Genomic DNA, 19,961 nt, shown 5'->3' with positions numbered 1-19,961 from the left:
ATCTATCTTTAAATAAAATTGAAATTATGAAATGGTATAAATCAATCCCTGTTATGCTCGTTTCAGTCGTACTCATTCAAGGTTGTGTAAGCAATAAGAAGTATACTGAACTACAATCTACCTATTCCAAACTTCGTGAACGAAATCAGGAATTAAGTGATAAATATCAGGATAGTCAGCGCGAACTCTCTGGCTCAACCAGTCGGGTAAAAAGCCTCGAAGAACAAATAAGGTCTGAGCGGGCCAATGTTACAGCCTTGCAGGATGCTTTAAATAAATGTCTATCATCAAGTAGTCAGGGAAATGTGAATATCTCTAAATTGGTTGATGAAATAAACAGTTCTAACAAATACATCCAGCAACTGGTAAACACCAAGAATAAAAGCGATTCGCTTAACCTGGTCTTAACCAATAACTTAACCAGGTCTTTAAGTCGAGAAGAAATGAGTGATGTTGATGTTCAGGTACTTAAAGGTGTGGTATACATATCGCTTTCTGATAATATGCTGTATAAATCAGGTAGCTATGAAATATCTGATAAAGCAGGAGAAACGCTCAGTAAAATCGCTAAAATCATTACTGATTACCAGGGATATGATGTGCTGATTGAAGGTAATACCGATAATGTGCCTATTTCACAACCCAATATTCGCAACAACTGGGATTTGAGTGCACTTAGAGCATCTTCTGTTGTACAAGCTTTACAAAATAAATATTCAGTTGATCCAAAACGATTAACTGCTGGCGGAAGAGGAGAATACAATCCGATAGTAGGCAATGATAGTGCGGCCGGAAAAGCTAAAAACAGGCGTACTCAAATTATCATAACACCTAAATTAGATCAGTTTATGGAATTAATTGGTAAAGCACCTGCTGAAACACAAAAATAATTTATTACAACCAAAAGGCTAAAACATTTAAGTTTTAGCCTTTTTTGTTTAATGATGCTTAACATTTAAATTTTCTAAATTATTTAAGGTTGCTATTAATCCTTTTCTTATTTTAATAGTCTCATAAATTTTAAAATATAGAAATAGTACCTCTATTTTTATAGCTTAATAAGACTAAGAAATGAACCCGGAAAATATTTATTCAAAAGATAGGTGGGCAAATTACAACGGGTTTTCACCGTTAATAACTGTTTTTAAATCATTTCACCCCCTTAATACGGAAATAGAGCACATTATTAATACGCAGACTTTTCCTGTTGTATTTAAAAAGAATAAGTTTATTTCATCTCCGCTTCACCGAAACAAATACATCTTTCTGGTTTTAAAGGGCCTGGTTAGAGGTTATATGAAAAACGGAGAAAGCGAAGTTACCACATGGATGGCGAGAGAAAATGAATTGGTCGGCAACATCAGGAATTTTATGGAGGAAGAAATTCCTTCTGAAGAATATATACAAGCAATAGAAGAGGTGATCGCAATTGCAGTTCCGCTTTCTATGACACGCCAGTTGTATAGTAATTTCGAAATTGCGAACTATGTAGGCAGAAAAATGACTGAACTTTATTTTCAGCAAGCTTGCGAAAGGGGTTTTATTTCCCGTCTACAATCTACCGAAAGAAAATATTTACGTTTTATCAAATCATATCCTGATCTGGTAAAGCGCGCACCAATAAAACACATTGCTTCTTTTTTGGGCATGAGGGTAGAAACACTCAGCCGGTTAAGATCAAAATTAGAACAATAGGCTAAAACCTTTTATTGTTATTATACGCACTGAAATTTTAGCATAGTGTATCCTTAAAAAAATAATTTTTGCCAACTTTTTAACAGTCATTTGCGAAAAAATGCCAAAACTGACCTCGTTATACCATCCTGAAAAGAACAATTTTGGCATGATTGATGCAATAAGATGCCCTTTTATCAAAATTGTTTTAAAAAATTAAAAATTAAAATATTGTATATCAGTGGTTTGTAATCTTGTTTTATTTTTACTCACTGTTTTACACTATTTAACATTTAACAATTATCTTTTTTTAAAAAAATATATATATTTGTTCTTACCCTTTCGAGGGTATGTTTTTCATAGGTAGATGTAGGGTCGAATACTTGTATTCGGCCCTTTTTTATTTTATAAATCCTATTTTGTGCTGTTATGATAAAGAAGAAATTAATTGTTGCCATTACCGGGGCAAGCGGCTCTGTTTATGCTAAAGTTTTATTTGATGAGTTGGCTAAACTTAAAAATCAGATTGAAGCAGTTGGAGTGGTTATGAGCGATAATGCAAAAGAAGTTTGGGCATTTGAATTAGGCAATCAGGATTATAACAACTATAACTTTACTTTTTACAGTAAAAATGATTTTAATGCACCCTTTGCTTCAGGATCTGCAAAATATGATACCATGATAATTGTACCCTGCTCTATGGGAACATTAGGCCGAATAGCACATGGAATTTCGAATGATTTAATTTCAAGGGCTGCGGATGTTGTTTTAAAGGAACGCAGAAAACTAATCGCCGTTGTTCGGGATACACCGTTTAGTTTAATTCACATCAATAACATGAAAACAGTAACCGAGGCAGGGGGAATTATTTGCCCGGCAAATCCATCATTTTATAGCTTGCCAAAAAGTATTGAAGAAGTAGCCGGCACTGTTATTAGCAGGGTTTTAGATCTCGCCGGTTTTGAGCAAGACAGCTACCGCTGGCAGGAGAAATAGATCCGGGCATTATGAGGCATAAAATTAAACGTTGGCTATTCCTGATGTTTTAAATTCTCTAATCCTAATCAAGCTTATTGTTATCTCACTGTAATTTGTGCGCTAATGGCTGCCCAGGTTCCTAACTGTGAACAAATTTCTTATCTTTGCAGGCTAAATGAAAAAGGTCGCATTTTATACATTAGGTTGTAAACTAAATTTCTCAGAAACGTCTACCATTGGTCGTTTATTTACCGATGCAGGTTATGGTGTAGTAGAGTTTCAGGATAAGGCTGATGTTTATGTGATCAATACCTGTTCTGTAACGGAGCATGCCGATAAAAAATGCCGTAAAGTAGTTAAAGAAGCCTTAAAGCATTCTCCAAATGCCTATATCACCATTGTGGGTTGTTATGCCCAGTTAAAGCCACAGGAAATAGCTGAAATTGAAGGCGTTGATATGGTGTTGGGTGCCGCAGAAAAATTTAGAATTGTTGAATTTATTTCTGATTTAACTAAACAGCCAAAGGCAGTTGTACATCAGCAAAACATAGAAAAAGTAAACCATAATTTTATTGCTTCTTATTCTATAGGCGATCGTACCCGAACTTTTTTAAAAGTGCAGGACGGTTGCGATTATCCTTGTACTTATTGTACCATCCCTTTAGCACGTGGTGCCAGTAGAAGTGATACCATAGAAAATGTGGTAAACCGTGCAAAAATAGTAGCCGAAAGTGGTGTAAAAGAAATTGTTTTAACCGGTGTAAACCTGGGCGATTTTGGTATCCGCAATGGAAATCGTGAAGATAAATTTTTTGATCTGGTTAAAGCACTGGATGAAGTTGAAGGCATAGAAAGAATCAGGATTTCGTCCATTGAACCCAATCTTTTAAGCAATGAAATTATTGAATTTGTAGCACAATCTAAACGCTTTGTTCCACATTTCCATATTCCGTTACAATCGGGTTCTGATAAAATTTTAGGCTTAATGCGCCGTCGTTACCGCAGGGATTTATATGTAGAACGTGTAGCTAAAATTAAAGAAGTAATGCCGCATTGCTGCATTGGTGTGGATGTGATTGTGGGCTTCCCAGGCGAAACTAAAGAAGATTTTCTGGATACTTATCAGTTTTTAAATCAGCTTGACATTTCTTATTTACACGTGTTTACTTACTCAGAAAGAGAATTAACTGCCGCTGCAGATATGAAGGGGGTAGTAACAGGTAGTGAGCGTAATGAAAGGAGCAAAATGCTTCACATCTTATCGGACAAAAAAAGAAGAGCCTTTTACGAATCTCAAATTGGCAGCAATGCTGAAGTTCTGTTCGAGGCAGACCATAAAGCAGGTTATATGCACGGTTTTACTAAAAATTATGTAAAAGTAAGGGCTAAATACGATCCGGTTATGGTTAATGAGTTAAAAGCCGTTAAACTTTTAGAAATTACCGCAGATGGAGAAGTAGAAGTTGCCGAACTGGAAACGGCCTACGCTCATCACTAATTAGACAGGATGTTAAAGGCGTGCAAAAGCTTTTTTCCTGCACAAGCTTAATTTTAAACCTCACCTTTCCGCTTTAATATTGTGGTTTTGTACTTTCGGCTTTAGCCTTTCAGCTTTGGTCTTTCTTTACTATCTTCGCAACAAATAATTTTTATGTTTCCTACCGTTTCGCATTTTCTACAATACTTATTTGGCATTAATCTGCCATTGCCCTTTAATACTTTTGGTGTTTTTGTTGCGCTTGCATTTATTGCAGGTTACTGGGCTTTTACCCAGGAATTAAAACGTAAGGAAGCTTTAGGAATTCTTCATCCTGTAAAAAGAACCATTACGGTAGGAAAGCAAGCCACAACAACCGAATTAATTCTAAATGGCTTATTCGGATTTATAATAGGCTACAAATTGGTATATGCACTGGTTAATTACAGTTTATTCGTCAGTGATGCCCAAACCGTTTTGTTATCAGCAAAAGGAAATATTATCGGTGGTTTGTTTTTTGCTGGTTTATTTGCCTACTGGGATTATAAAGAAAAAGATAAACACAAATTAGCTTCACCAAAAGATACTGTTGTAACCATTCATCCATATCAGTTAATGAGTAATATGATTGTTTGGGCAGCTGTTTGGGGTTTTTTAGGCGCTAAATTCTTTGATAACTTAGAATACTGGGACGATTTTGTTCAGCACCCGATAGACCGACTTTTATCTTTTAGCGGCTTAACCTTTTACGGAGGCTTAATTTGTGGTGGGGCCGCGGTATTATACATTGCAAAAAAGAATAATATTAAGCCATTACACATGCTTGATGTTGGCGGTCCGGGTATGATGCTTGCTTATGCAGTTGGTCGTATTGGATGCCATTTAGCTGGTGATGGTGACTGGGGAATTGTAAACAACAACCCTAAGCCATTTTCGTGGCTACCAGATTGGCTTTGGTCTTATAAATACCCGAATAATGTAGTGGGTGAGGGGATTCCAATCCCTGGATGTACTGGTAAATTTTGCAACGAACTGGCACAAGGCGTTTATCCAACGCCAATTTATGAAGTAATTATTTGCTTAATCCTTTTTGCATTTCTTTGGAGCATCAGAGACAAGATAAAAGCACCAGGTTTAATGTTCGGTATTTATATGATTTTGAATGGTGTAGAACGTTTCTGCATCGAATTAATCCGTGTAAATTCGAAATACCACGTTTTTGGGCTGTCTTTTACACAAGCAGAAATGATATCTACATTTTTAGTTTTTGGCGGAATCATACTTTGTGCATATTCACTAAGGAATAAAAATACCCTGGCTTAAGCCGGTTTTAATTAAATAAGCACTCCACTTTAAATCATTTAAGGATATGGATTACGAATTACTCTGCAACAAGGTAATTTCAATTGTTAGGCTTACGGCAAATTTTATCCGTAAAGAATCTATGCAGTTTGACGCCGCAAAAATCGAATATAAAGGACTCAATGACATGGTTTCTTATGTTGATAAAACTGCAGAGGAGAAATTGGTTCGTAACCTTGAAAAATTGATTCCTGATGCCGGGTTTTTAACAGAGGAAAAAACCATAAACCGTGTAGGTAAAACCTATACCTGGATTATCGATCCGCTGGATGGTACAACAAATTTTATTCATGGTATACCTACATATGCCATTAGTATAGCTTTGTATGAGGATGATAAAGCTGTATTAGGTGTGGTGTACGAAATAAACAGAGGGGAAATGTTTTATGCCTTTAAAAATAGTCCAGCCTTCCTCAATAAAAAGGAAATCAGTGTTTCTATAAATCCGGATTTAAAATCAAGCTTGTTAGCCACCGGATTCCCGTATTACCAGTTTGATAAGCAACCTCAATATTTACAGCTTTTGGCGGAGATGATGCAAAAAACACACGGATTGCGTAGAATTGGTTCGGCAGCTACCGACTTAATTTATGTAGCCTGTGGTCGTTTTGATGCCTTTTTTGAATATAACCTTCAACAATGGGATTTTGCTGCCGGATGTTTTATCGTTCAGCGGGCCGGAGGGGAAGTTCTTGATTTTTCGGGTGGTGATGATTTCTTTGAGAAAAGAGAAATCCTGGCTACAAACGGAAAATTAACCGCTGAAATTCTAACTTCCATAAAAAAATATTTCGGCTAATCATCAGTTTTCTTTTAGTCCAAAACTTATCAATACTTCATTTAAATCAGGCACGGATATTACCTGCTCGATAATAATAAAAAAGGCTTACTAAAAATTAGTAAGCCTTTCACTTATGTACTATGAAAAATGCTTTCTTATAATGCCTCAGAAACTACATCGGTAACCTCGGGAACCATTCTTTGTAATAAATTCTGAATGCCTGATTTTAATGTTAATGTAGAAGAAGGGCAACCGCTGCATGATCCGCGTAATTCTACTGTAACTACACCTTCATCAAAAGATTTATAGCTAATTGCGCCGCCATCCTGCTCTACGGCCGGGCGAACGTAATCATGTAAAATTTGCTGGATTTTAATTTCAGTTTCAGTTCCTTCAAAGCTTGGAGCTTCTTCGGTAGTCGCATCCTTAATCTTTAATTCAGATTCTACAGCACCTTTAACAAACTCTTTTAAAATGGCTTCAATATCCGCCCATTCTGCATCTTCGGTTTTTGTTATGGTAACAAAGTTACTGGCAAAAAACACACCAGCAACAAAGTTAAATTTGAATAACTCTTTTGCAAAAGGAGAGTGTTCAGCACTTTCTTTAGTGGCAAAATCCTCACTACCATTTATTAACAGCTTGTTTACCATGAATTTCATGGTTGCCGGGTTAGGAGTTTGTTCTGTATATACGTTAATCGTCATGTCTTAATCAATTTGAATAAACAAAATTAACAATTAGTCATTAATAAAACCTGTTGCAGCTGTCTGTTTAGCGTCAATTTAATTTGGTCTAAAAAACACCAGTATAATTAAATGGTGTAATTGTTCTTAGCTGTACCTTAATAGCTTCTGAAACAGATAAACCCTCAATAAATTCGGCAATACTTGCTGCGTTTATTTTAGAATTAGTTCTTGTTAGCTCTTTCAAAGCTTCGTAAGGATTAGGATAGTTTTCCCTGCGCAAAACCGTTTGAATTGCCTCTGCAACTACTGCCCAGTTATCGTCTAAATCAGCATGAAGAGCTGCCTCATTTAATAAGATTTTATTTAGGCCACGCAATGTAGATTGGATGGCAATAAGCGTATGCCCGAATGGCACGCCAACATTTCTTAAAACTGTAGAATCTGTTAAATCTCTTTGCAAGCGGGAGATAGGCAATTTAGCCGCAAAAAACTCAAATAAGGCATTCGCAATTCCCGCATTTCCCTCTGCATTTTCAAAATCGATTGGATTTACTTTGTGTGGCATGGCCGATGAACCAATTTCACCTGCTTTAATTTGTTGTTTAAAGTAGTTTTTAGAGATGTAAGTCCAGATGTCACGGTCTAAATCGATAATAATGTTGTTAATGCGTTTTAAAGCATCGCACTGTGCTGCAAACTGATCGTAATGTTCAATTTGTGTGGTATGTTGTGCCCTGGTTAATCCTAAAGTATTGTTTACAAAATGGTTTGAAAAATCTACCCAGTTTACCTGCGGATAAGCAATATGGTGTGCATTAAAGTTGCCGGTTGCACCACCAAATTTTGCGTTATTGGGAATGGCTTTTAAGTTGTCAAGCTGGAGACTCAAACGTTCAGCAAATACTAAAAATTCTTTACCTAATTTGGTAGGAGAAGCTGGTTGCCCATGCGTATGCGCCAGCATTGGAATGTCTTTCCATTCTGTAGCCAAAGCATTGATTTTTTCTATCAGTAAAGTTATAGCTGGATAATAACTTTCGTTTAACGCTAATTTAATGGAAAAAGGAATGGCTGTATTGTTAATGTCTTGTGAGGTTAAGCCAAAATGAATAAACTCTTTATAATCCTGTAAAGAAAGAGCGTCGAATTTATGTTTGATAAAATATTCTACGGCTTTTACATCGTGATTGGTTACTTTTTCTGTTTCTTTTATTTCAAGTGCATCAGCTTCCGAAAAATTCTGATGGATTTTACGTAACTCAGCATATAAACTTTTATCAAACTTATCCAGGCCTGGTAAATTAATTTCACAAAGTGCGATGAAGTATTCAATTTCTACAAAGACACGGTATTTGATCAGCGCTTGTTCTGAAAAGTAAGAGGCTAAACTTTCTGTTGTTTTTCTGTAACGGCCATCAACAGGTGATATAGCTTGTAGTGCGGTTAAATTCATTATGCGGATTATATTTGGCGCAAATTTACTACAATTGATGGATTTTAAGGTCTTAAGCTTAAACAATTGCTGTAAAACAAGAAATTCGCAATCTAAAAACCGCGAATTTCCCGTTCACTAAATATTTATTAATGTTTAACTTCGGTTTTAGTCGTGGTAATTTTTACAGAGGTATCTTTAACTGTAGAATCTTTAACCACCGTATCAACTTTATTCGTATCTGTAACTAATACTGATGAATCTGTTTTGGTTGAATCAGATTTGCCTTTTGATTTTGAAATGCCATCACAAGCTGCAATGGTTAAAGATAAAGCCATGGCTAAAAAGCCCAATTTGAATGCATTTTTCATTTTAATTAATTTTTTGGTTGAGTAAATTGATTTACTCTTAATGCCTGAAAAACAGAAAGGTAACCATGGTTTTGTGAAAAAAAAAAGTCCTGATTTTCATCAGGACTTTTTTCTATAAGTAAAATTAAACTAGTGTTTAACTTCAGTTTTAGTTGTAGTTGTTTTTACAGATGTATCTTTAACTGTAGAATCTTTAACAACTGTATCAACTTTGTTAGTATCAGTAACCATAGTTGAAGAATCAGTTTTAGTTGTGTCAGTTCCTTCAGCTTTTTTTTCTGAGTTACAAGCAACAACTGATAAAGATAAAGCTAAAGCTAAAAAGCCTAATTTGAATGCATTTTTCATGTTTGAGTATTTTTTAAATTAATTAATTTACTGCTTAATACCCATAAATTAAAAAGGTAACCCATTTATTTTAAAAAAAATAAAATACATAAAAAAAGTCCCGATTTTCATCAGGACTTCCTTTATATCTGTACTGTTAAACTAGTGTTTAACTTCAGTAGTAGTTGTTTTAGTTTTAACAGATGTATCTTTAACTGTAGAATCTTTAACAACAGTATCAACTTTGTTAGTATCAGTAACGATAGTTGAAGAATCAGTTAAAGTAGTATCAGCGCCTTCAGCTTTTTTTTCTGATTTACAAGCAACAACTGATAAAGATAAAGCTAAAGCTAAAAAGCCTAATTTGAATGCATTTTTCATTTTGATATTTTTTAAATTGAAATTTTTTAAATTAATTAATTACTCGTTAATACCGATAAATTAAAAAGGTAACCCATCTATTCTAAAAAAAATAAAAGACAAAAAAAAGTCCTGATTTTCATCAGGACTTTTTATATCAAGTAAAATTAGACTAGTGTTTAACTTCAGTTGTAGTCGTTTTAGTTTTTACAGATGTATCTTTAACTGTAGAATCTTTAACAACAGTATCAACTTTATTAGTATCAGTAACGATAGTTGAAGAATCAGTTAAAGTAGTATCAGCACCTTCAGCTTTTTTTTCTGAGTTACAAGCTACAACTGATAAAGATAAAGCTAAAGCTAAAAAGCCTAATTTGAATGCATTTTTCATTTTTGAATTTTTTAAAGTAATTAATTAATTTACTGTTTAATGCCGCAAAGGTAAAAAGGTAACCCGATAATTGAAAAAAAAATAAAAAATAATTTTTATCGGGCTATTTTGGGTTACCGTTTAAAAGGTATTGTATTAAGCATTGTAGCAGCTCTAAATATTTTTGTCTAATATTGGGTTACTATTTACAGAAAAAGGTATTAATTGGTGAATAACAGTTTAAACAGTTCAGTTCCAACAGATAGAGAGGTTATTTTAGGTATTCTAAATAACTCTGAGGACACATTAAATAAGTTATATAAAGGATATTTTGCGATGATACTGCAGTTTATTCTGAATAATAATGGCAACGAGGATGATGCAAAAGATGTTTACCAAGAGGCTATTATTATTTTATATAACAAAATTAAGGAGGGGAATTTTGAACTTAGCAGCAAGCTTAAAACATACATATACTCAGTATGCAGGCGCATTTGGCTAAAGAAATTAAGTCAGAACAGTAAAAAAGCGGGTAATATAACAGATTATGAGGATGTGTTTGCTGTTGAGGAAGATGTAGACTACCACGAGGAGAAAGATTTGCAGTTTGTAAAGATGCAATCCGCACTCGATCATCTGGGAGAACCCTGCAAAACAATTATTCAGGATTTTTATATCCATAATTTATCCATGCAGGATATTTGCGAAAAATTTGGTTATACCAATACGGATAATGCCAAAACGCAGAAATATAAATGCCTGCAAAGGTTAAAGAAAATATTTTTTCAACCATAATTGAAATGAGAAACGATTTAGAGTTAGATGCAATTATTGAAGATTATCTTTTAGGTAAACTTAACCCGCAGGAAACAGAAGCTTTTGAACAATTGCGTCGTAATGATGCCAGTGTTGATCATAAAGTGGTTTCGCATAAGGTGTTTTTACAATCGATGAAAGATTTTGCAGTTCAGCTACGCCTAAAAGAACAGTTAAATGGGATACATTCAGAAATTGATGTCGAAAAATTAGCTGCTGATTTAAGGCCACATCCTTCGCGCATTGTTAAAATGTGGCGTAAAAATAAAGCAGCGATATCTATAGCCGCATCATTTGTTTTGTTATCGTTTGTATCCATTTATTCACTTCAGCACAACAGCCAGCAAACAGATCGTTTGGTGCAAATGCGCATGGAAGTAAACAACATTAAAAAATCACAAAGCAATTTAATCAGAAATATTAAAACCAGTACTACTCAGGTAAATCCAAGCCCTGTTAATCCAGGTAATTTTGGGGGTACAGGCTTTGCAATTTCGTCTAATGGCTATATTTTAACAAATTTACATGTTATTAACGGAGCCGATTCTGTTTATATCCAAAATAACAAAGGCGAATCGTTTAAAGTAAAAACTGTTTATTCTGATCCTCAATACGACATTGCCATATTAAAAATTAACGATAAGAATTTTGATAATTTATCAGCCTTGCCTTATACCATTAAAAGAAATGGAACCGGTGTGGGCGAGAATGTTTATACTTTGGGTTATCCAAAAGATGATGCCGTGTTAGGTGATGGTTACATCAGTTCTAAAAATGGCTTTACAGGAGATACTACTCAATATCAGGTTTCTATTCCGGTTAATCCAGGCAATAGCGGCGGGCCTTTATTGGATAACAATGGAAATCTTGTAGGTGTAATCAGTGCCAAGAATTTAGCAGATGGAGCAGCATTTGCAATTAAATCAAAATATATTTTAGAAGCAATGAGGGCCATTCCACAAGATTCTTTAGGTAGAAAATTAAGCGCCAATAAAAAAAGCTCATTAGCGGGATTAAAACGTACCAAACAAATTGAAAAATTACAGGACTACGTATTTATGATAAAAGCCTATTAATTTACCCAAACAAATTAATTTTCTTGAAACCCTGTTGGCTAAACCCTTCAGGGTTTTTTTGTGATTATAATCTCTATGTCTTAAAATAATATAAAATCTATGTATTTAGTATAGTATTGCTTAAGTTTGTGTTCATCCAATAATTTAAATAACTTTATTATGAGTATTAGACTGGGCGATACAGCACCAAACTTTAAGGCCAATACATCTATTGGCGAAATAGATTTTTATGATTTTTTAGGCGATAGCTGGGGTGTTTTATTTTCTCACCCAGCGGATTATACGCCTGTTTGTACAACAGAACTTGGCCGTACAGCCGCACTAAAGGGCGAGTTTGAAAAACGAAATGTAAAGGTTTTAGCATTAAGTGTAGATTCTGCAGAATCGCACAAGGGCTGGATTAATGATATTAATGAAACGCAAAATACTACTGTAGAGTTTCCTATAATTGCTGATCCCGATAAAACGGTTGCTAATCTTTATGATATGATTCATCCAAATGCATCAGAAACGTTAACTGTAAGGTCGTTATTTGTGATTAGCCCGGATAAAAAGGTGAAATTAACCATTACTTATCCAGCATCAACCGGAAGAAATTTTAATGAAGTATTAAGGGTTATTGATTCTTTGCAACTTACTGCCAATTATAGTGTAGCTACACCGGCTGATTGGAAAGACGGAGAGGACGTTATTGTGGTAAACAGTATAAAAACAGAAGATATTCCTGCTAAATTTCCAAAAGGACATAAAGTTATTAAGCCATATTTACGTACAACCCCGCAACCAAATAAATAATTTAAAATATTTTGCAACTTTATTGTGCTATAACTTGTAAGAGGTTAAATTATTTAGGTAAATTATTATATTTGGTTGTTTTGTTTCAATATTAACGCCTCATTTAATTGATTCTTTTTCGATTCGTTGAAGTAAATGCTGATCAAAGCGTAAATCATCCTATTTATTTTATATATTTTTTTATTTTTTATGGCGAACGGAAAAGTTAAGTGGTTTAACACGCAAAAAGGCTTCGGATTTATTGTTACTGATAACAATAAAGATTTATTTGTACATTTTAAAGATGTTTTGGGCGGAATAGATGGTATTCAGGAAAATGATGAGGTTGAATACGAGGTTACCGAAGGTAGAAAAGGCTTGCAGGCCATTAACGTAAAGAAGGTTTAATCCACTATACTGATGTACATCCCTTATAAAAAGCTACTCTGGTGAGTGGCTTTTTACGTTTAATAGTATTGTATAATTTTAGCGCTTATAATAATATTCTCTCCGCTTGCTGTTTTGCTAAAAATTAAAAACTTTTCCTGATCTGCTTTAATCTTAAATTTTTTAACTAAGTCTTCCGCTTTTGCAGGGTAGTTACGAACGATTACATTGCCGGTTAAATTTTGCATTTTTTTTAACGGGCTGCTTGAATAGATTTCTTCAATTTTAAATATTCGCCCCGGGAATTCATGATTAATCTCTACCGCTGTATACAGTTGGGTTTGAGGATGAAGTTTTGTTAATTTGTATCTTTCTGCAATTAAATTAAATGCACCTGATTTTAAAAGTGCTGCATCGGGTTCGTATAAATACTGACCAATTAAAATTTCTTTAGCAAAAGCGATCTCTACAACTGATTCTGATTTGTAAAAACTAAAGTTTTTCACTTCTTCATTAAGGGTAGAGGCTGTGATTTTAGTTTCTCCGGCGAAATCTTTATCAATAATCCATAGAATTTCCTTACACTCATTTTTAAGGCTTATGATGTGAATTTCGCTTACATTTCCAAGTTCTTTTAATCCAGCTGTAAGGTCTAAAAGCGGAGCTGTTTTAATAATTATTCTTTTGGATTTTGATAAAATCAAATCAAGGTTCGAGATTACATCTGGTGTGCAGTCTTTAAGCATAAAAACCTTACCTTTCTCTGCTCTTCTTGCCGGATCAATATAAATGTTGTCGAAAGGTTGATTGATATTTTTAAGGAATTCCAATCCGTCAACGGCTTTAAACACTATATTATTTGCAGATAAAACCTTTGCATTGTGTGCCGCAATTGCGGATAAATCTTCGTTGATTTCACAGTGAGTAACTTCCTTTATTTCTTTGGCAAAGAAAAATGCATCTACACCAAAACCACCCGTTAAATCAATTAAAGTATTTCCCTTTGCCAGTTTAGCTTTATGCCTGGCCGTAATTTCAGACGAAGTTTGCTCTATTGAAAGGGGAGAAGGATAATAAATGTTGGCTGCATTAAACCAGGTTGGTAATTTTTTCTCCGATTTCTTTTTTGCTGTAATTTGTCCTGCAAGCACTGCCTGGCTTATATTTTCGAATAAATTTTTAGATAAAGCAATTTGATTCACATCTGCATTTAAATTTGCATTGATGTATACCTGGACTGCCTGATCTAAAATGTTTTTATTCATTTATTTGAACTTAAAATTGCTCTGGACCTTGTTTTGATAGATAGTTAAACTTTATTTTTCATCACCATTTGACAGGTATAACGACTTTTTACTTCCAGTAAAATATCTTTATTAACTGCAACACGATCTATGGTTTGCTGATTATAATATCGAATGGTTACCAGTTCAAGCCCCTTATTATATTTTAGGGTAAAATCGTCAGATAAATCAGCAATTAGCTTTTCTATTTTACGTTCATTATCATCAACACTTACCGAAAAACTAATGGCTGAGTTTAACATGGTATTGATTTTAACCTGATGTTTATGGAAAAGGTCAAAAATATTACTCAGGTTTTCTTCAATAATAAAAGAATAATCTTTCGGGAAAATAGAAATTAAGGCCTGGTTAACTTTAAAAATAAATGAAGGAACGGGCAGTGGGTTGCTGTCTTTTGTAATGGCAGTGCCACTGGCTTGCGGTTCCAGGAAAGAACGCACAAATAAAGGTATGCCCTTGTTTTGTAAAGGTTTTATCGTTTTTGGATGAATAACGGTTGCACCATAATAAGTAAGTTCTATTGCATCATGGTAAGAGAGCTGTGGTATTTTTTCGGTATCATCGAACCATTTAGGGTCTGCATTTAAAACACCGGGAACGTCTTTCCAAATGGTTAAAGCTGCTGCATTTAAGCAAGATGCAAAAATAGCGGCTGAGTAATCAGAACCTTCTCTGCCCAACGTAGTGGTGTAGTTTTCGCTTGTTCCTCCAATAAAACCCTGTGTTACAATAATGTTATCGTTTAATAAAGGCAATAAATCTTTTTGGATAATCTGGTTGGTTTTATCCCAATCTACCTTTCCTTCACGGTAAGTATTGTCTGTTTGAATATAATTTCTGGCATCAGCCCATAGTGCTTTATTGCCGGTTTCGTTTAGCCAGGCCGCAACTATTTTAGTGGAAACTACTTCTCCAATAGATACAATCTGGTCGTAAATATAATCGTCGTTATTATCAGGTTCATCTTCAATCAGCCAATCAATTTCTACAAAAGTATTTGCTACATCATTATAAACAGGATGAATTTTGTTTTCAAAAAGGGCTTCAATAATGCTAAAGTGAAAGTGCTTAATTTCTTCAAAAATAGCATGTGCTTCATCGTTTTGAGTTAAATATGCATGGGTAAGGTCCTCCAGTTTATTGGTTATTTTACCCATTGCCGATATTACAATCAGTAAATTTCCTTTTTTATAATCCCGAACAATATTTGCCAGGTTTTTTATTCCAGCTGCATCCTTTACTGAGGCACCTCCAAACTTAAAAATATCCATATTTAAAATGCCTTAACCTGTGTTTTAGAAAGTGATGCATTTAACCAGCCGCTTTCCAAATCAGCACTGTATTTGTTGTAAAAATTAATAGCCGGTTCATTCCAATCTAAAACCTGCCAAACCATACCACTATAATTTCCTTCTTTTGCTTCTTCAACAACTTTTTCAAAAAGAATTTTTCCGATGCCTTTTCCCCTGTATTCTTCTGTAACGATAAAATCTTCCAGGTATAACCTACAACCTTTCCAGGTCGAATATCTGGTGTAGAACAAGGCGAAGCCAATAATTTCATTGTCAATTTCAGCAACATATGCTTTCCAAACGGGTTTTAAACCAAAACCAGCGTCAATAAATTCATCTAAAGTTACCGTTACCTGCTCAGGTGCTTTTTCATAAAGGGCAAGTTCATTAATTAACTCCAGCAATCGCTGACAATCGGCTGCATGTGCTGTTCTTATATTTATATTCATTTTTGTTTTAGTATTATGTGTTGCAGTAGAAGGAAGATTTGTCGAAGTGTCTCCTTCCATTATCATGAAATTTCAACACGATTTTTTAATTAACGGAGATGTCGTTTTTAAAATGTTTAATTACTCTTTTTCCAAAAATACCACTTCCAACACGTACCATGGTGCTACCTTCTTCAATCGCCAGTTTATAATCGGCACTCATTCCGCTCGAAATTTCTTTGAAAGCATCGTCTTTTCTGAAAAAGCTCAATTTTAAACCATCAAATAATACTTTAAGCTCATTAAATTCTATAGCAATCTGTTTTTCGTTTTTTGTATTGGTGGCAATGCCCATTACACCAACTAAGCGAATGTTTTTTAACTGGGCATATTCATCTGAACGTAAAAGTTCGATGGCCTCATCAAAACCCAATCCAAATTTTGTGTCTTCATCAGCAATGTAAATCTGCAGCAGGCAATCAATTACACGTTTATTTTTAAGTGCTTGTTTGTCAATTTCTTGTAGTAGTTTGATGCTGTCTACGCTGTGAATTAATTTAACAAAGGGCGCAATGTATTTTACTTTATTACTTTGTAAATGCCCAATTAAATGCCATTCTATATCTGCTGGTAGCTGAGTATGTTTATCAACCATTTCCTGTACCTGGTTTTCGCCAAAAATACGTTGCCCGGCATTATAGGCTTCTAATACGGATTCAACAGGTTGGGTTTTTGAAACTGCAATTAACCTGACTCCATCAGACTCAACTTCGCTTTTATATTGTTTAAGATTATCAGCTATGCTCATTTATAACTATTTTTGGGTAAAATTAATAACCTTGCCGCAATTTGGGCAATAAATAATTATTTTAATTCAAAGATGAGACGATTAATATGGGCTTTAAGTATTGCAATTTTGTGGCTGGGTTGTAAACCTGGCATCCCAAATGATGTAATTAAGCCCGATAAGATGGAGAAAATTTTATATGATATTCATGTTGCTGATGGCTATGTTTCTACCATTTATGTAACCGATTCGGCAAAAAAAGTGGCGGCTTCATTTTATAAGGGTATTTATAAGAAGTTTGGTATAGATTCAGCACAATACAGCAAAAGTATGGCTTATTATAATGCACATACAGATGATTTGGGTAAAATTTATAAGAATATTTCCAAAAGATTGGAGTGGCAAAAAAATAAAATGCAAAAAATAGCATCTGCAAAATTATCTGAGTTAACTGAGGTAAAGCCTATCCTGGCCGAAGATAAACCAGTTAGGAACCTGAAAAAGGCACCTAAAAAAGCTAAAAAGGCAAAGAAAGCAGCTACTTTAAAAATTAAACCTGAGCGAGTTAACGTTCAATAGTTATGTTATATCCCGAAAATTGTTTAGAGAGGTTAGGTTTTATAGAGATCAGGCAATTAATTACGAGCCATTGTTTAAGCCCGATGGGGCAGGCAATGGTGCAGAAAATGCAGGTGATGAATCGCTTTGACCAGATTGATAAATTTTTAAGACAAACCAGTGAATTTAAAAGTATAATCCAAAACCAGGAGCCTTTACAAATTAATACCTTCTTTGATATCAAATCTTTGGTAGATAAAATTAGGGTTGAAGGCACTTATTTATTGGAAGATGAGTGGTTTCAGGTTTATACATCCCTGCAAACCGTATTTTCTGTTTTGCGTTTTTTTGAAGAGCGTGCGGAAGTTTATCCAACACTCGAAGCTTTATTTGAGCATTTGCCTATTGAAAAAAATATCCTTCGCAAAATAGAAACTGTAATAGATCCAAAAGGAAAGATAAAACCGAATGCATCAAAAGAATTGCAGGAAATTACAACTTCGATTGCTAAAACAGAACAGGATGTGCGCAAACGGATGGATTCTATTTACAAGCAGGCTATTGCTAATCATTGGGTCGCTGACGGAAGTTTAACCATTCGTGATGGAAGGATGTGTATTCCGGTTTTGGCCGAGAACAAACGTAAATTAAAAGGCTTTGTTCATGATGAATCTGCAACAGGGCAAACGGTTTACATTGAACCAGAAGAGGTTTTTACTTTAAATAACAAACTGCGTGATTTAGAATTTGATAAGAGAAGAGAAATTATTAAAATCCTGATTGCGCTAACAGGTGATTTAAGGCCTTACTCCCCGTTACTGTTATCTTATCATGGTTTTCTTACCAAATTAGATTTTGTTAGGGCTAAGGCTCTATTTGCCTTAGATGTTGAAGGTGAAATGCCGGGGCTAAAAAAAGAACCCAAAACAAAACTGATTAATGCCAGGCACCCATTACTGATGCTTTCTTTTGCCGCGGAAAAGAAAACAGTAACCCCTTTAAATATTCATATTGATGCAGAAACAAGGGTTGTATTGGTTTCTGGTCCAAATGCAGGGGGAAAATCGGTTTGCATGAAAACGGTTGGTTTATTACAAATTATGTTGCAAACAGGTTTACTTATCCCTGTTGATGCAAATAGTGAAGTTGGAATATTTGAAAATATTTTCGCCGATATTGGTGATGACCAGTCTATTGAAAGTGATTTAAGTACCTACAGTGCGCATTTAAAAAAGATGCGTTATTTTGTAGAGCATGCATCGCCGAAAACCATGGTTTTAATTGATGAGTTCGGTACAGGAACAGATCCGCAGTTTGGCGGACCCATGGCTGAAGCCGTATTAGAGGTTTTAAACCGTAAAAAAGTTCGAGGGGTAATTACGACGCACTATTCTAATTTAAAACTTTTTGCAGGCAATACTGAAGGACTTGAAAATGCTTCCATGTTATTTGATAACACCAAAATGAAGCCACTTTACATTCTGGAAATGGGTAAGCCTGGTAGTTCTTATGCTTTTGAAATTGCCCAAAATATAGGTTTGCCAAAAGAAGTTATAGAACTGGCAAAGTTAAAAACCGGATCTAACCAAAATAGGATGGATACTTTACTGGTTGATTTAGAACGGGAGAAGAAAACCATTTACGATACTAAAGTGAGTTTGGCAAACCAGCAAAATAAAGCGAAAAATTTAGTTGCCGAAAATGAAAAATTAAAATCATTTTTAGAGGAAAATAAGAAACTCCTGATTAAGGAAGCTAAGCAGGAGGCACAAACCATTATAAAAAATGCGAATAAGCTTGTTGAAAATACTATTGCCGAGATAAAGGAGAAACAGGCCGATAAAGTTGCAACCAAAGAACTTAGGCAAAATCTACAGAAAGAACTGGTTAAAAACGAAGTTAAAGTAGAAAAGCCAAAACCTCAGCCAGTGGTTGTTGATGGTAAAATAGAGGTCAATGATTGGGTTAAGTTTACAGACAGTGAAACTACCGGGCAGGTATTAGAAATTAACCGGGATAATTTGGTGCTGGCCATTGGCGATTTGCGTTCGGTAGTGAAAAAGAACAGGGTTCAGAAAATTAGCAATAAGCAAGCTAAGAAAGTTGTTCAAAGCCACTCTTTTGCCGGGCGTATGAACGAAGCCGTGAGTGATTTTAGAGCAGAACTTGATTTACGAGGCAAAAGGACTGAAGATGCCTTGCATGAGGTAGAGAAATACTTAGATAAAGCCATTATGTTGGGCTTTCCTTCAATAAAACTTATTCATGGTAAGGGTGATGGTATTCTGCGGAAAATGATTAGAGAATATTTGCGAAAATATAGTCAGGTAAATCGCATGGAAGATGAACATGCAGATAGAGGTGGTGATGGAATTACCTATGTATATTTGAATTAATTTTAAGTAGAAGGACACAAAGCGTAAATGATTAAACCTTGATGCTCATTGAGACTTTGCCTTAGGTTAATGGTGGTTACCCAAACTAAAATTGTAGGCGCTAAAGCTTTTATGTGAATGCATACAGCAGGTTAAGAACTGTTTGCCAATCGCCGGAAGGAAAATTTATGTTTGTGGTAGTGATGATAAGATTGTAAAAATCTATAAATAACCTTTATCCGCTTTCCGCGGGGCTTGTTTTCTTTTTGACAGCAAAAAGAAACAAAAACTGCCGGCTCGCAATCTTTCTTTCAAAGTTAGTGGTGAGGCTTTTTCAGTGCCC

At 34.8% G+C, this 19,961-nt stretch carries 22 protein-coding genes; 12 read left to right on the top strand and 10 right to left on the bottom strand.

Annotation, left to right across the window (positions count from 1 at the left end; genetic code table 11):
- Positions 1-26 precede the first annotated feature (26 nt).
- The 6 genes from R2Q77_RS13010 (at position 27) to R2Q77_RS12985 (ending at position 6,290) form a co-directional block, all read left to right on the top strand.
- Complete coding sequence (locus tag R2Q77_RS13010; RefSeq protein ID WP_316804155.1) at positions 27-890, top strand: flagellar motor protein MotB; 864 nt, start codon at positions 27-29, stop codon at positions 888-890.
- A gap of 181 nt (positions 891-1,071) precedes the next feature.
- Positions 1,072-1,695 (top strand): Crp/Fnr family transcriptional regulator, encoded by a 624-nt coding sequence (locus tag R2Q77_RS13005; protein ID WP_316804154.1) that lies wholly within the window; start codon positions 1,072-1,074, stop codon positions 1,693-1,695.
- 408 nt (positions 1,696-2,103) lie between these two features.
- Positions 2,104-2,670, top strand: a complete 567-nt coding sequence (locus tag R2Q77_RS13000) for a UbiX family flavin prenyltransferase (protein ID WP_316804153.1) — start codon at positions 2,104-2,106, stop codon at positions 2,668-2,670.
- Between the two features lie 157 nt (positions 2,671-2,827).
- Positions 2,828-4,150 (top strand): tRNA (N(6)-L-threonylcarbamoyladenosine(37)-C(2))-methylthiotransferase MtaB, encoded by a 1,323-nt coding sequence (gene mtaB / locus R2Q77_RS12995; RefSeq protein WP_316804152.1) that lies wholly within the window; start codon positions 2,828-2,830, stop codon positions 4,148-4,150.
- A gap of 153 nt (positions 4,151-4,303) precedes the next feature.
- Positions 4,304-5,452 (top strand): prolipoprotein diacylglyceryl transferase, encoded by a 1,149-nt coding sequence (locus R2Q77_RS12990; RefSeq protein WP_316804151.1) that lies wholly within the window; start codon positions 4,304-4,306, stop codon positions 5,450-5,452.
- A gap of 46 nt (positions 5,453-5,498) precedes the next feature.
- Positions 5,499-6,290, top strand: coding sequence for an inositol monophosphatase family protein (locus R2Q77_RS12985; protein ID WP_316804150.1), 792 nt, complete (start codon positions 5,499-5,501; stop codon positions 6,288-6,290).
- A 137-nt stretch (positions 6,291-6,427) separates the two neighbouring features.
- Here the strand turns inward: R2Q77_RS12985 and R2Q77_RS12980 are convergent, their stop codons facing one another.
- From R2Q77_RS12980 to R2Q77_RS12955, 6 genes are all read right to left on the bottom strand, one after another.
- Positions 6,428-6,979 carry a NifU family protein gene (locus tag R2Q77_RS12980; RefSeq protein WP_316804149.1) on the bottom strand — a complete coding sequence of 184 codons (552 nt, stop codon included), beginning with the start codon at positions 6,977-6,979 and terminating at the stop codon, positions 6,428-6,430.
- An 88-nt stretch (positions 6,980-7,067) separates the two neighbouring features.
- A complete protein-coding gene (purB, locus tag R2Q77_RS12975) occupies positions 7,068-8,414 on the bottom strand; it encodes an adenylosuccinate lyase (RefSeq protein ID WP_316804148.1) in 1,347 nt (448 codons plus the stop codon).
- 128 nt (positions 8,415-8,542) lie between these two features.
- Complete coding sequence (locus R2Q77_RS12970; protein ID WP_316804147.1) at positions 8,543-8,764, bottom strand: hypothetical protein; 222 nt, start codon at positions 8,762-8,764, stop codon at positions 8,543-8,545.
- A 129-nt stretch (positions 8,765-8,893) separates the two neighbouring features.
- Entirely contained in the window at positions 8,894-9,112 is a 219-nt protein-coding gene (locus R2Q77_RS12965) for a hypothetical protein (protein WP_316804146.1), read from the bottom strand.
- Between the two features lie 141 nt (positions 9,113-9,253).
- Positions 9,254-9,472, bottom strand: coding sequence for a hypothetical protein (locus R2Q77_RS12960; RefSeq protein WP_316804145.1), 219 nt, complete (start codon positions 9,470-9,472; stop codon positions 9,254-9,256).
- Positions 9,473-9,623: 151 nt separating this feature from the next.
- Positions 9,624-9,842 carry a hypothetical protein gene (locus tag R2Q77_RS12955; RefSeq protein WP_316804144.1) on the bottom strand — a complete coding sequence of 73 codons (219 nt, stop codon included), beginning with the start codon at positions 9,840-9,842 and terminating at the stop codon, positions 9,624-9,626.
- A 207-nt stretch (positions 9,843-10,049) separates the two neighbouring features.
- Between R2Q77_RS12955 and R2Q77_RS12950 the strand changes: the two genes are divergently transcribed.
- The 4 genes from R2Q77_RS12950 to R2Q77_RS12935 all read left to right on the top strand — a co-directional run bounded on the left by R2Q77_RS12950 (position 10,050) and on the right by R2Q77_RS12935 (position 12,895).
- Complete coding sequence (locus R2Q77_RS12950; protein WP_316804143.1) at positions 10,050-10,616, top strand: sigma-70 family RNA polymerase sigma factor; 567 nt, start codon at positions 10,050-10,052, stop codon at positions 10,614-10,616.
- Positions 10,617-10,621: 5 nt separating this feature from the next.
- Complete coding sequence (locus R2Q77_RS12945) at positions 10,622-11,713, top strand: serine protease (RefSeq protein WP_316804142.1); 1,092 nt, start codon at positions 10,622-10,624, stop codon at positions 11,711-11,713.
- Between the two features lie 159 nt (positions 11,714-11,872).
- The gene (locus R2Q77_RS12940) at positions 11,873-12,508 is read left to right on the top strand and encodes a peroxiredoxin (protein ID WP_316804141.1); all 636 of its coding nucleotides are present in this window, start codon (positions 11,873-11,875) and stop codon (positions 12,506-12,508) included.
- Positions 12,509-12,697: 189 nt separating this feature from the next.
- On the top strand, positions 12,698-12,895 hold the full coding sequence (locus R2Q77_RS12935; protein ID WP_316804140.1) for a cold-shock protein: 198 nt from the start codon (positions 12,698-12,700) through the stop codon (positions 12,893-12,895).
- A 59-nt stretch (positions 12,896-12,954) separates the two neighbouring features.
- On the opposite strand, the gene R2Q77_RS12930 is transcribed toward R2Q77_RS12935, so the two are convergent.
- The 4 genes from R2Q77_RS12930 to R2Q77_RS12915 form a co-directional block, all read right to left on the bottom strand.
- Positions 12,955-14,139, bottom strand: a complete 1,185-nt coding sequence (locus R2Q77_RS12930) for a THUMP-like domain-containing protein (RefSeq protein WP_316804139.1) — start codon at positions 14,137-14,139, stop codon at positions 12,955-12,957.
- 44 nt (positions 14,140-14,183) lie between these two features.
- Positions 14,184-15,449, bottom strand: coding sequence for an aspartate kinase (locus R2Q77_RS12925; RefSeq protein ID WP_316804138.1), 1,266 nt, complete (start codon positions 15,447-15,449; stop codon positions 14,184-14,186).
- A gap of 2 nt (positions 15,450-15,451) precedes the next feature.
- Complete coding sequence (locus tag R2Q77_RS12920; protein ID WP_316804516.1) at positions 15,452-15,919, bottom strand: GNAT family N-acetyltransferase; 468 nt, start codon at positions 15,917-15,919, stop codon at positions 15,452-15,454.
- An 85-nt stretch (positions 15,920-16,004) separates the two neighbouring features.
- A complete protein-coding gene (locus R2Q77_RS12915) occupies positions 16,005-16,706 on the bottom strand; it encodes a YggS family pyridoxal phosphate-dependent enzyme (protein WP_316804137.1) in 702 nt (233 codons plus the stop codon).
- Between the two features lie 72 nt (positions 16,707-16,778).
- Here R2Q77_RS12915 and R2Q77_RS12910 point away from each other — a divergent pair, with 72 nt between their 5' ends.
- Both R2Q77_RS12910 and R2Q77_RS12905 read left to right on the top strand, forming a co-directional pair.
- A complete protein-coding gene (locus R2Q77_RS12910; protein WP_316804136.1) occupies positions 16,779-17,264 on the top strand; it encodes a DUF4296 domain-containing protein in 486 nt (161 codons plus the stop codon).
- Between the two features lie 2 nt (positions 17,265-17,266).
- Positions 17,267-19,639: an endonuclease MutS2 gene (locus R2Q77_RS12905; protein WP_316804135.1), complete on the top strand. Its 2,373-nt coding sequence runs from the start codon at positions 17,267-17,269 to the stop codon at positions 19,637-19,639.
- Positions 19,640-19,961 lie beyond the last annotated feature (322 nt).

It is taken from the genome of Pedobacter nototheniae (genome assembly GCF_032678625.1).
Lineage (GTDB): Bacteria > Bacteroidota > Bacteroidia > Sphingobacteriales > Sphingobacteriaceae > Pedobacter > Pedobacter nototheniae_A.
Note: the sequence above shows the minus strand (reverse complement) of the source record. Positions and strands in the feature narration are given on the sequence as shown.

Coding starts and splice junctions, on each gene's coding strand:
- R2Q77_RS12980 (WP_316804149.1), bottom strand. CDS start 6,979: ATGACGATTAACGTATATACAGAACAAACTCCTAACCCGGCAACCATG.
- R2Q77_RS12905 (WP_316804135.1), top strand. CDS start 17,267: ATGTTATATCCCGAAAATTGTTTAGAGAGGTTAGGTTTTATAGAGATC.
- R2Q77_RS12965 (WP_316804146.1), bottom strand. CDS start 9,112: ATGAAAAATGCATTCAAATTAGGCTTTTTAGCTTTAGCTTTATCTTTA.
- R2Q77_RS12940 (WP_316804141.1), top strand. CDS start 11,873: ATGAGTATTAGACTGGGCGATACAGCACCAAACTTTAAGGCCAATACA.
- purB (WP_316804148.1), bottom strand. CDS start 8,414: ATGAATTTAACCGCACTACAAGCTATATCACCTGTTGATGGCCGTTAC.
- R2Q77_RS12930 (WP_316804139.1), bottom strand. CDS start 14,139: ATGAATAAAAACATTTTAGATCAGGCAGTCCAGGTATACATCAATGCA.
- R2Q77_RS12920 (WP_316804516.1), bottom strand. CDS start 15,919: ATGAATATAAATATAAGAACAGCACATGCAGCCGATTGTCAGCGATTG.
- R2Q77_RS12970 (WP_316804147.1), bottom strand. CDS start 8,764: ATGAAAAATGCATTCAAATTGGGCTTTTTAGCCATGGCTTTATCTTTA.
- R2Q77_RS12985 (WP_316804150.1), top strand. CDS start 5,499: ATGGATTACGAATTACTCTGCAACAAGGTAATTTCAATTGTTAGGCTT.
- mtaB (WP_316804152.1), top strand. CDS start 2,828: ATGAAAAAGGTCGCATTTTATACATTAGGTTGTAAACTAAATTTCTCA.
- R2Q77_RS12935 (WP_316804140.1), top strand. CDS start 12,698: ATGGCGAACGGAAAAGTTAAGTGGTTTAACACGCAAAAAGGCTTCGGA.
- R2Q77_RS12945 (WP_316804142.1), top strand. CDS start 10,622: ATGAGAAACGATTTAGAGTTAGATGCAATTATTGAAGATTATCTTTTA.
- R2Q77_RS12990 (WP_316804151.1), top strand. CDS start 4,304: ATGTTTCCTACCGTTTCGCATTTTCTACAATACTTATTTGGCATTAAT.
- R2Q77_RS13000 (WP_316804153.1), top strand. CDS start 2,104: ATGATAAAGAAGAAATTAATTGTTGCCATTACCGGGGCAAGCGGCTCT.
- R2Q77_RS13005 (WP_316804154.1), top strand. CDS start 1,072: ATGAACCCGGAAAATATTTATTCAAAAGATAGGTGGGCAAATTACAAC.
- R2Q77_RS12960 (WP_316804145.1), bottom strand. CDS start 9,472: ATGAAAAATGCATTCAAATTAGGCTTTTTAGCTTTAGCTTTATCTTTA.
- R2Q77_RS13010 (WP_316804155.1), top strand. CDS start 27: ATGAAATGGTATAAATCAATCCCTGTTATGCTCGTTTCAGTCGTACTC.
- R2Q77_RS12925 (WP_316804138.1), bottom strand. CDS start 15,449: ATGGATATTTTTAAGTTTGGAGGTGCCTCAGTAAAGGATGCAGCTGGA.
- R2Q77_RS12915 (WP_316804137.1), bottom strand. CDS start 16,706: ATGAGCATAGCTGATAATCTTAAACAATATAAAAGCGAAGTTGAGTCT.
- R2Q77_RS12910 (WP_316804136.1), top strand. CDS start 16,779: ATGAGACGATTAATATGGGCTTTAAGTATTGCAATTTTGTGGCTGGGT.
- R2Q77_RS12955 (WP_316804144.1), bottom strand. CDS start 9,842: ATGAAAAATGCATTCAAATTAGGCTTTTTAGCTTTAGCTTTATCTTTA.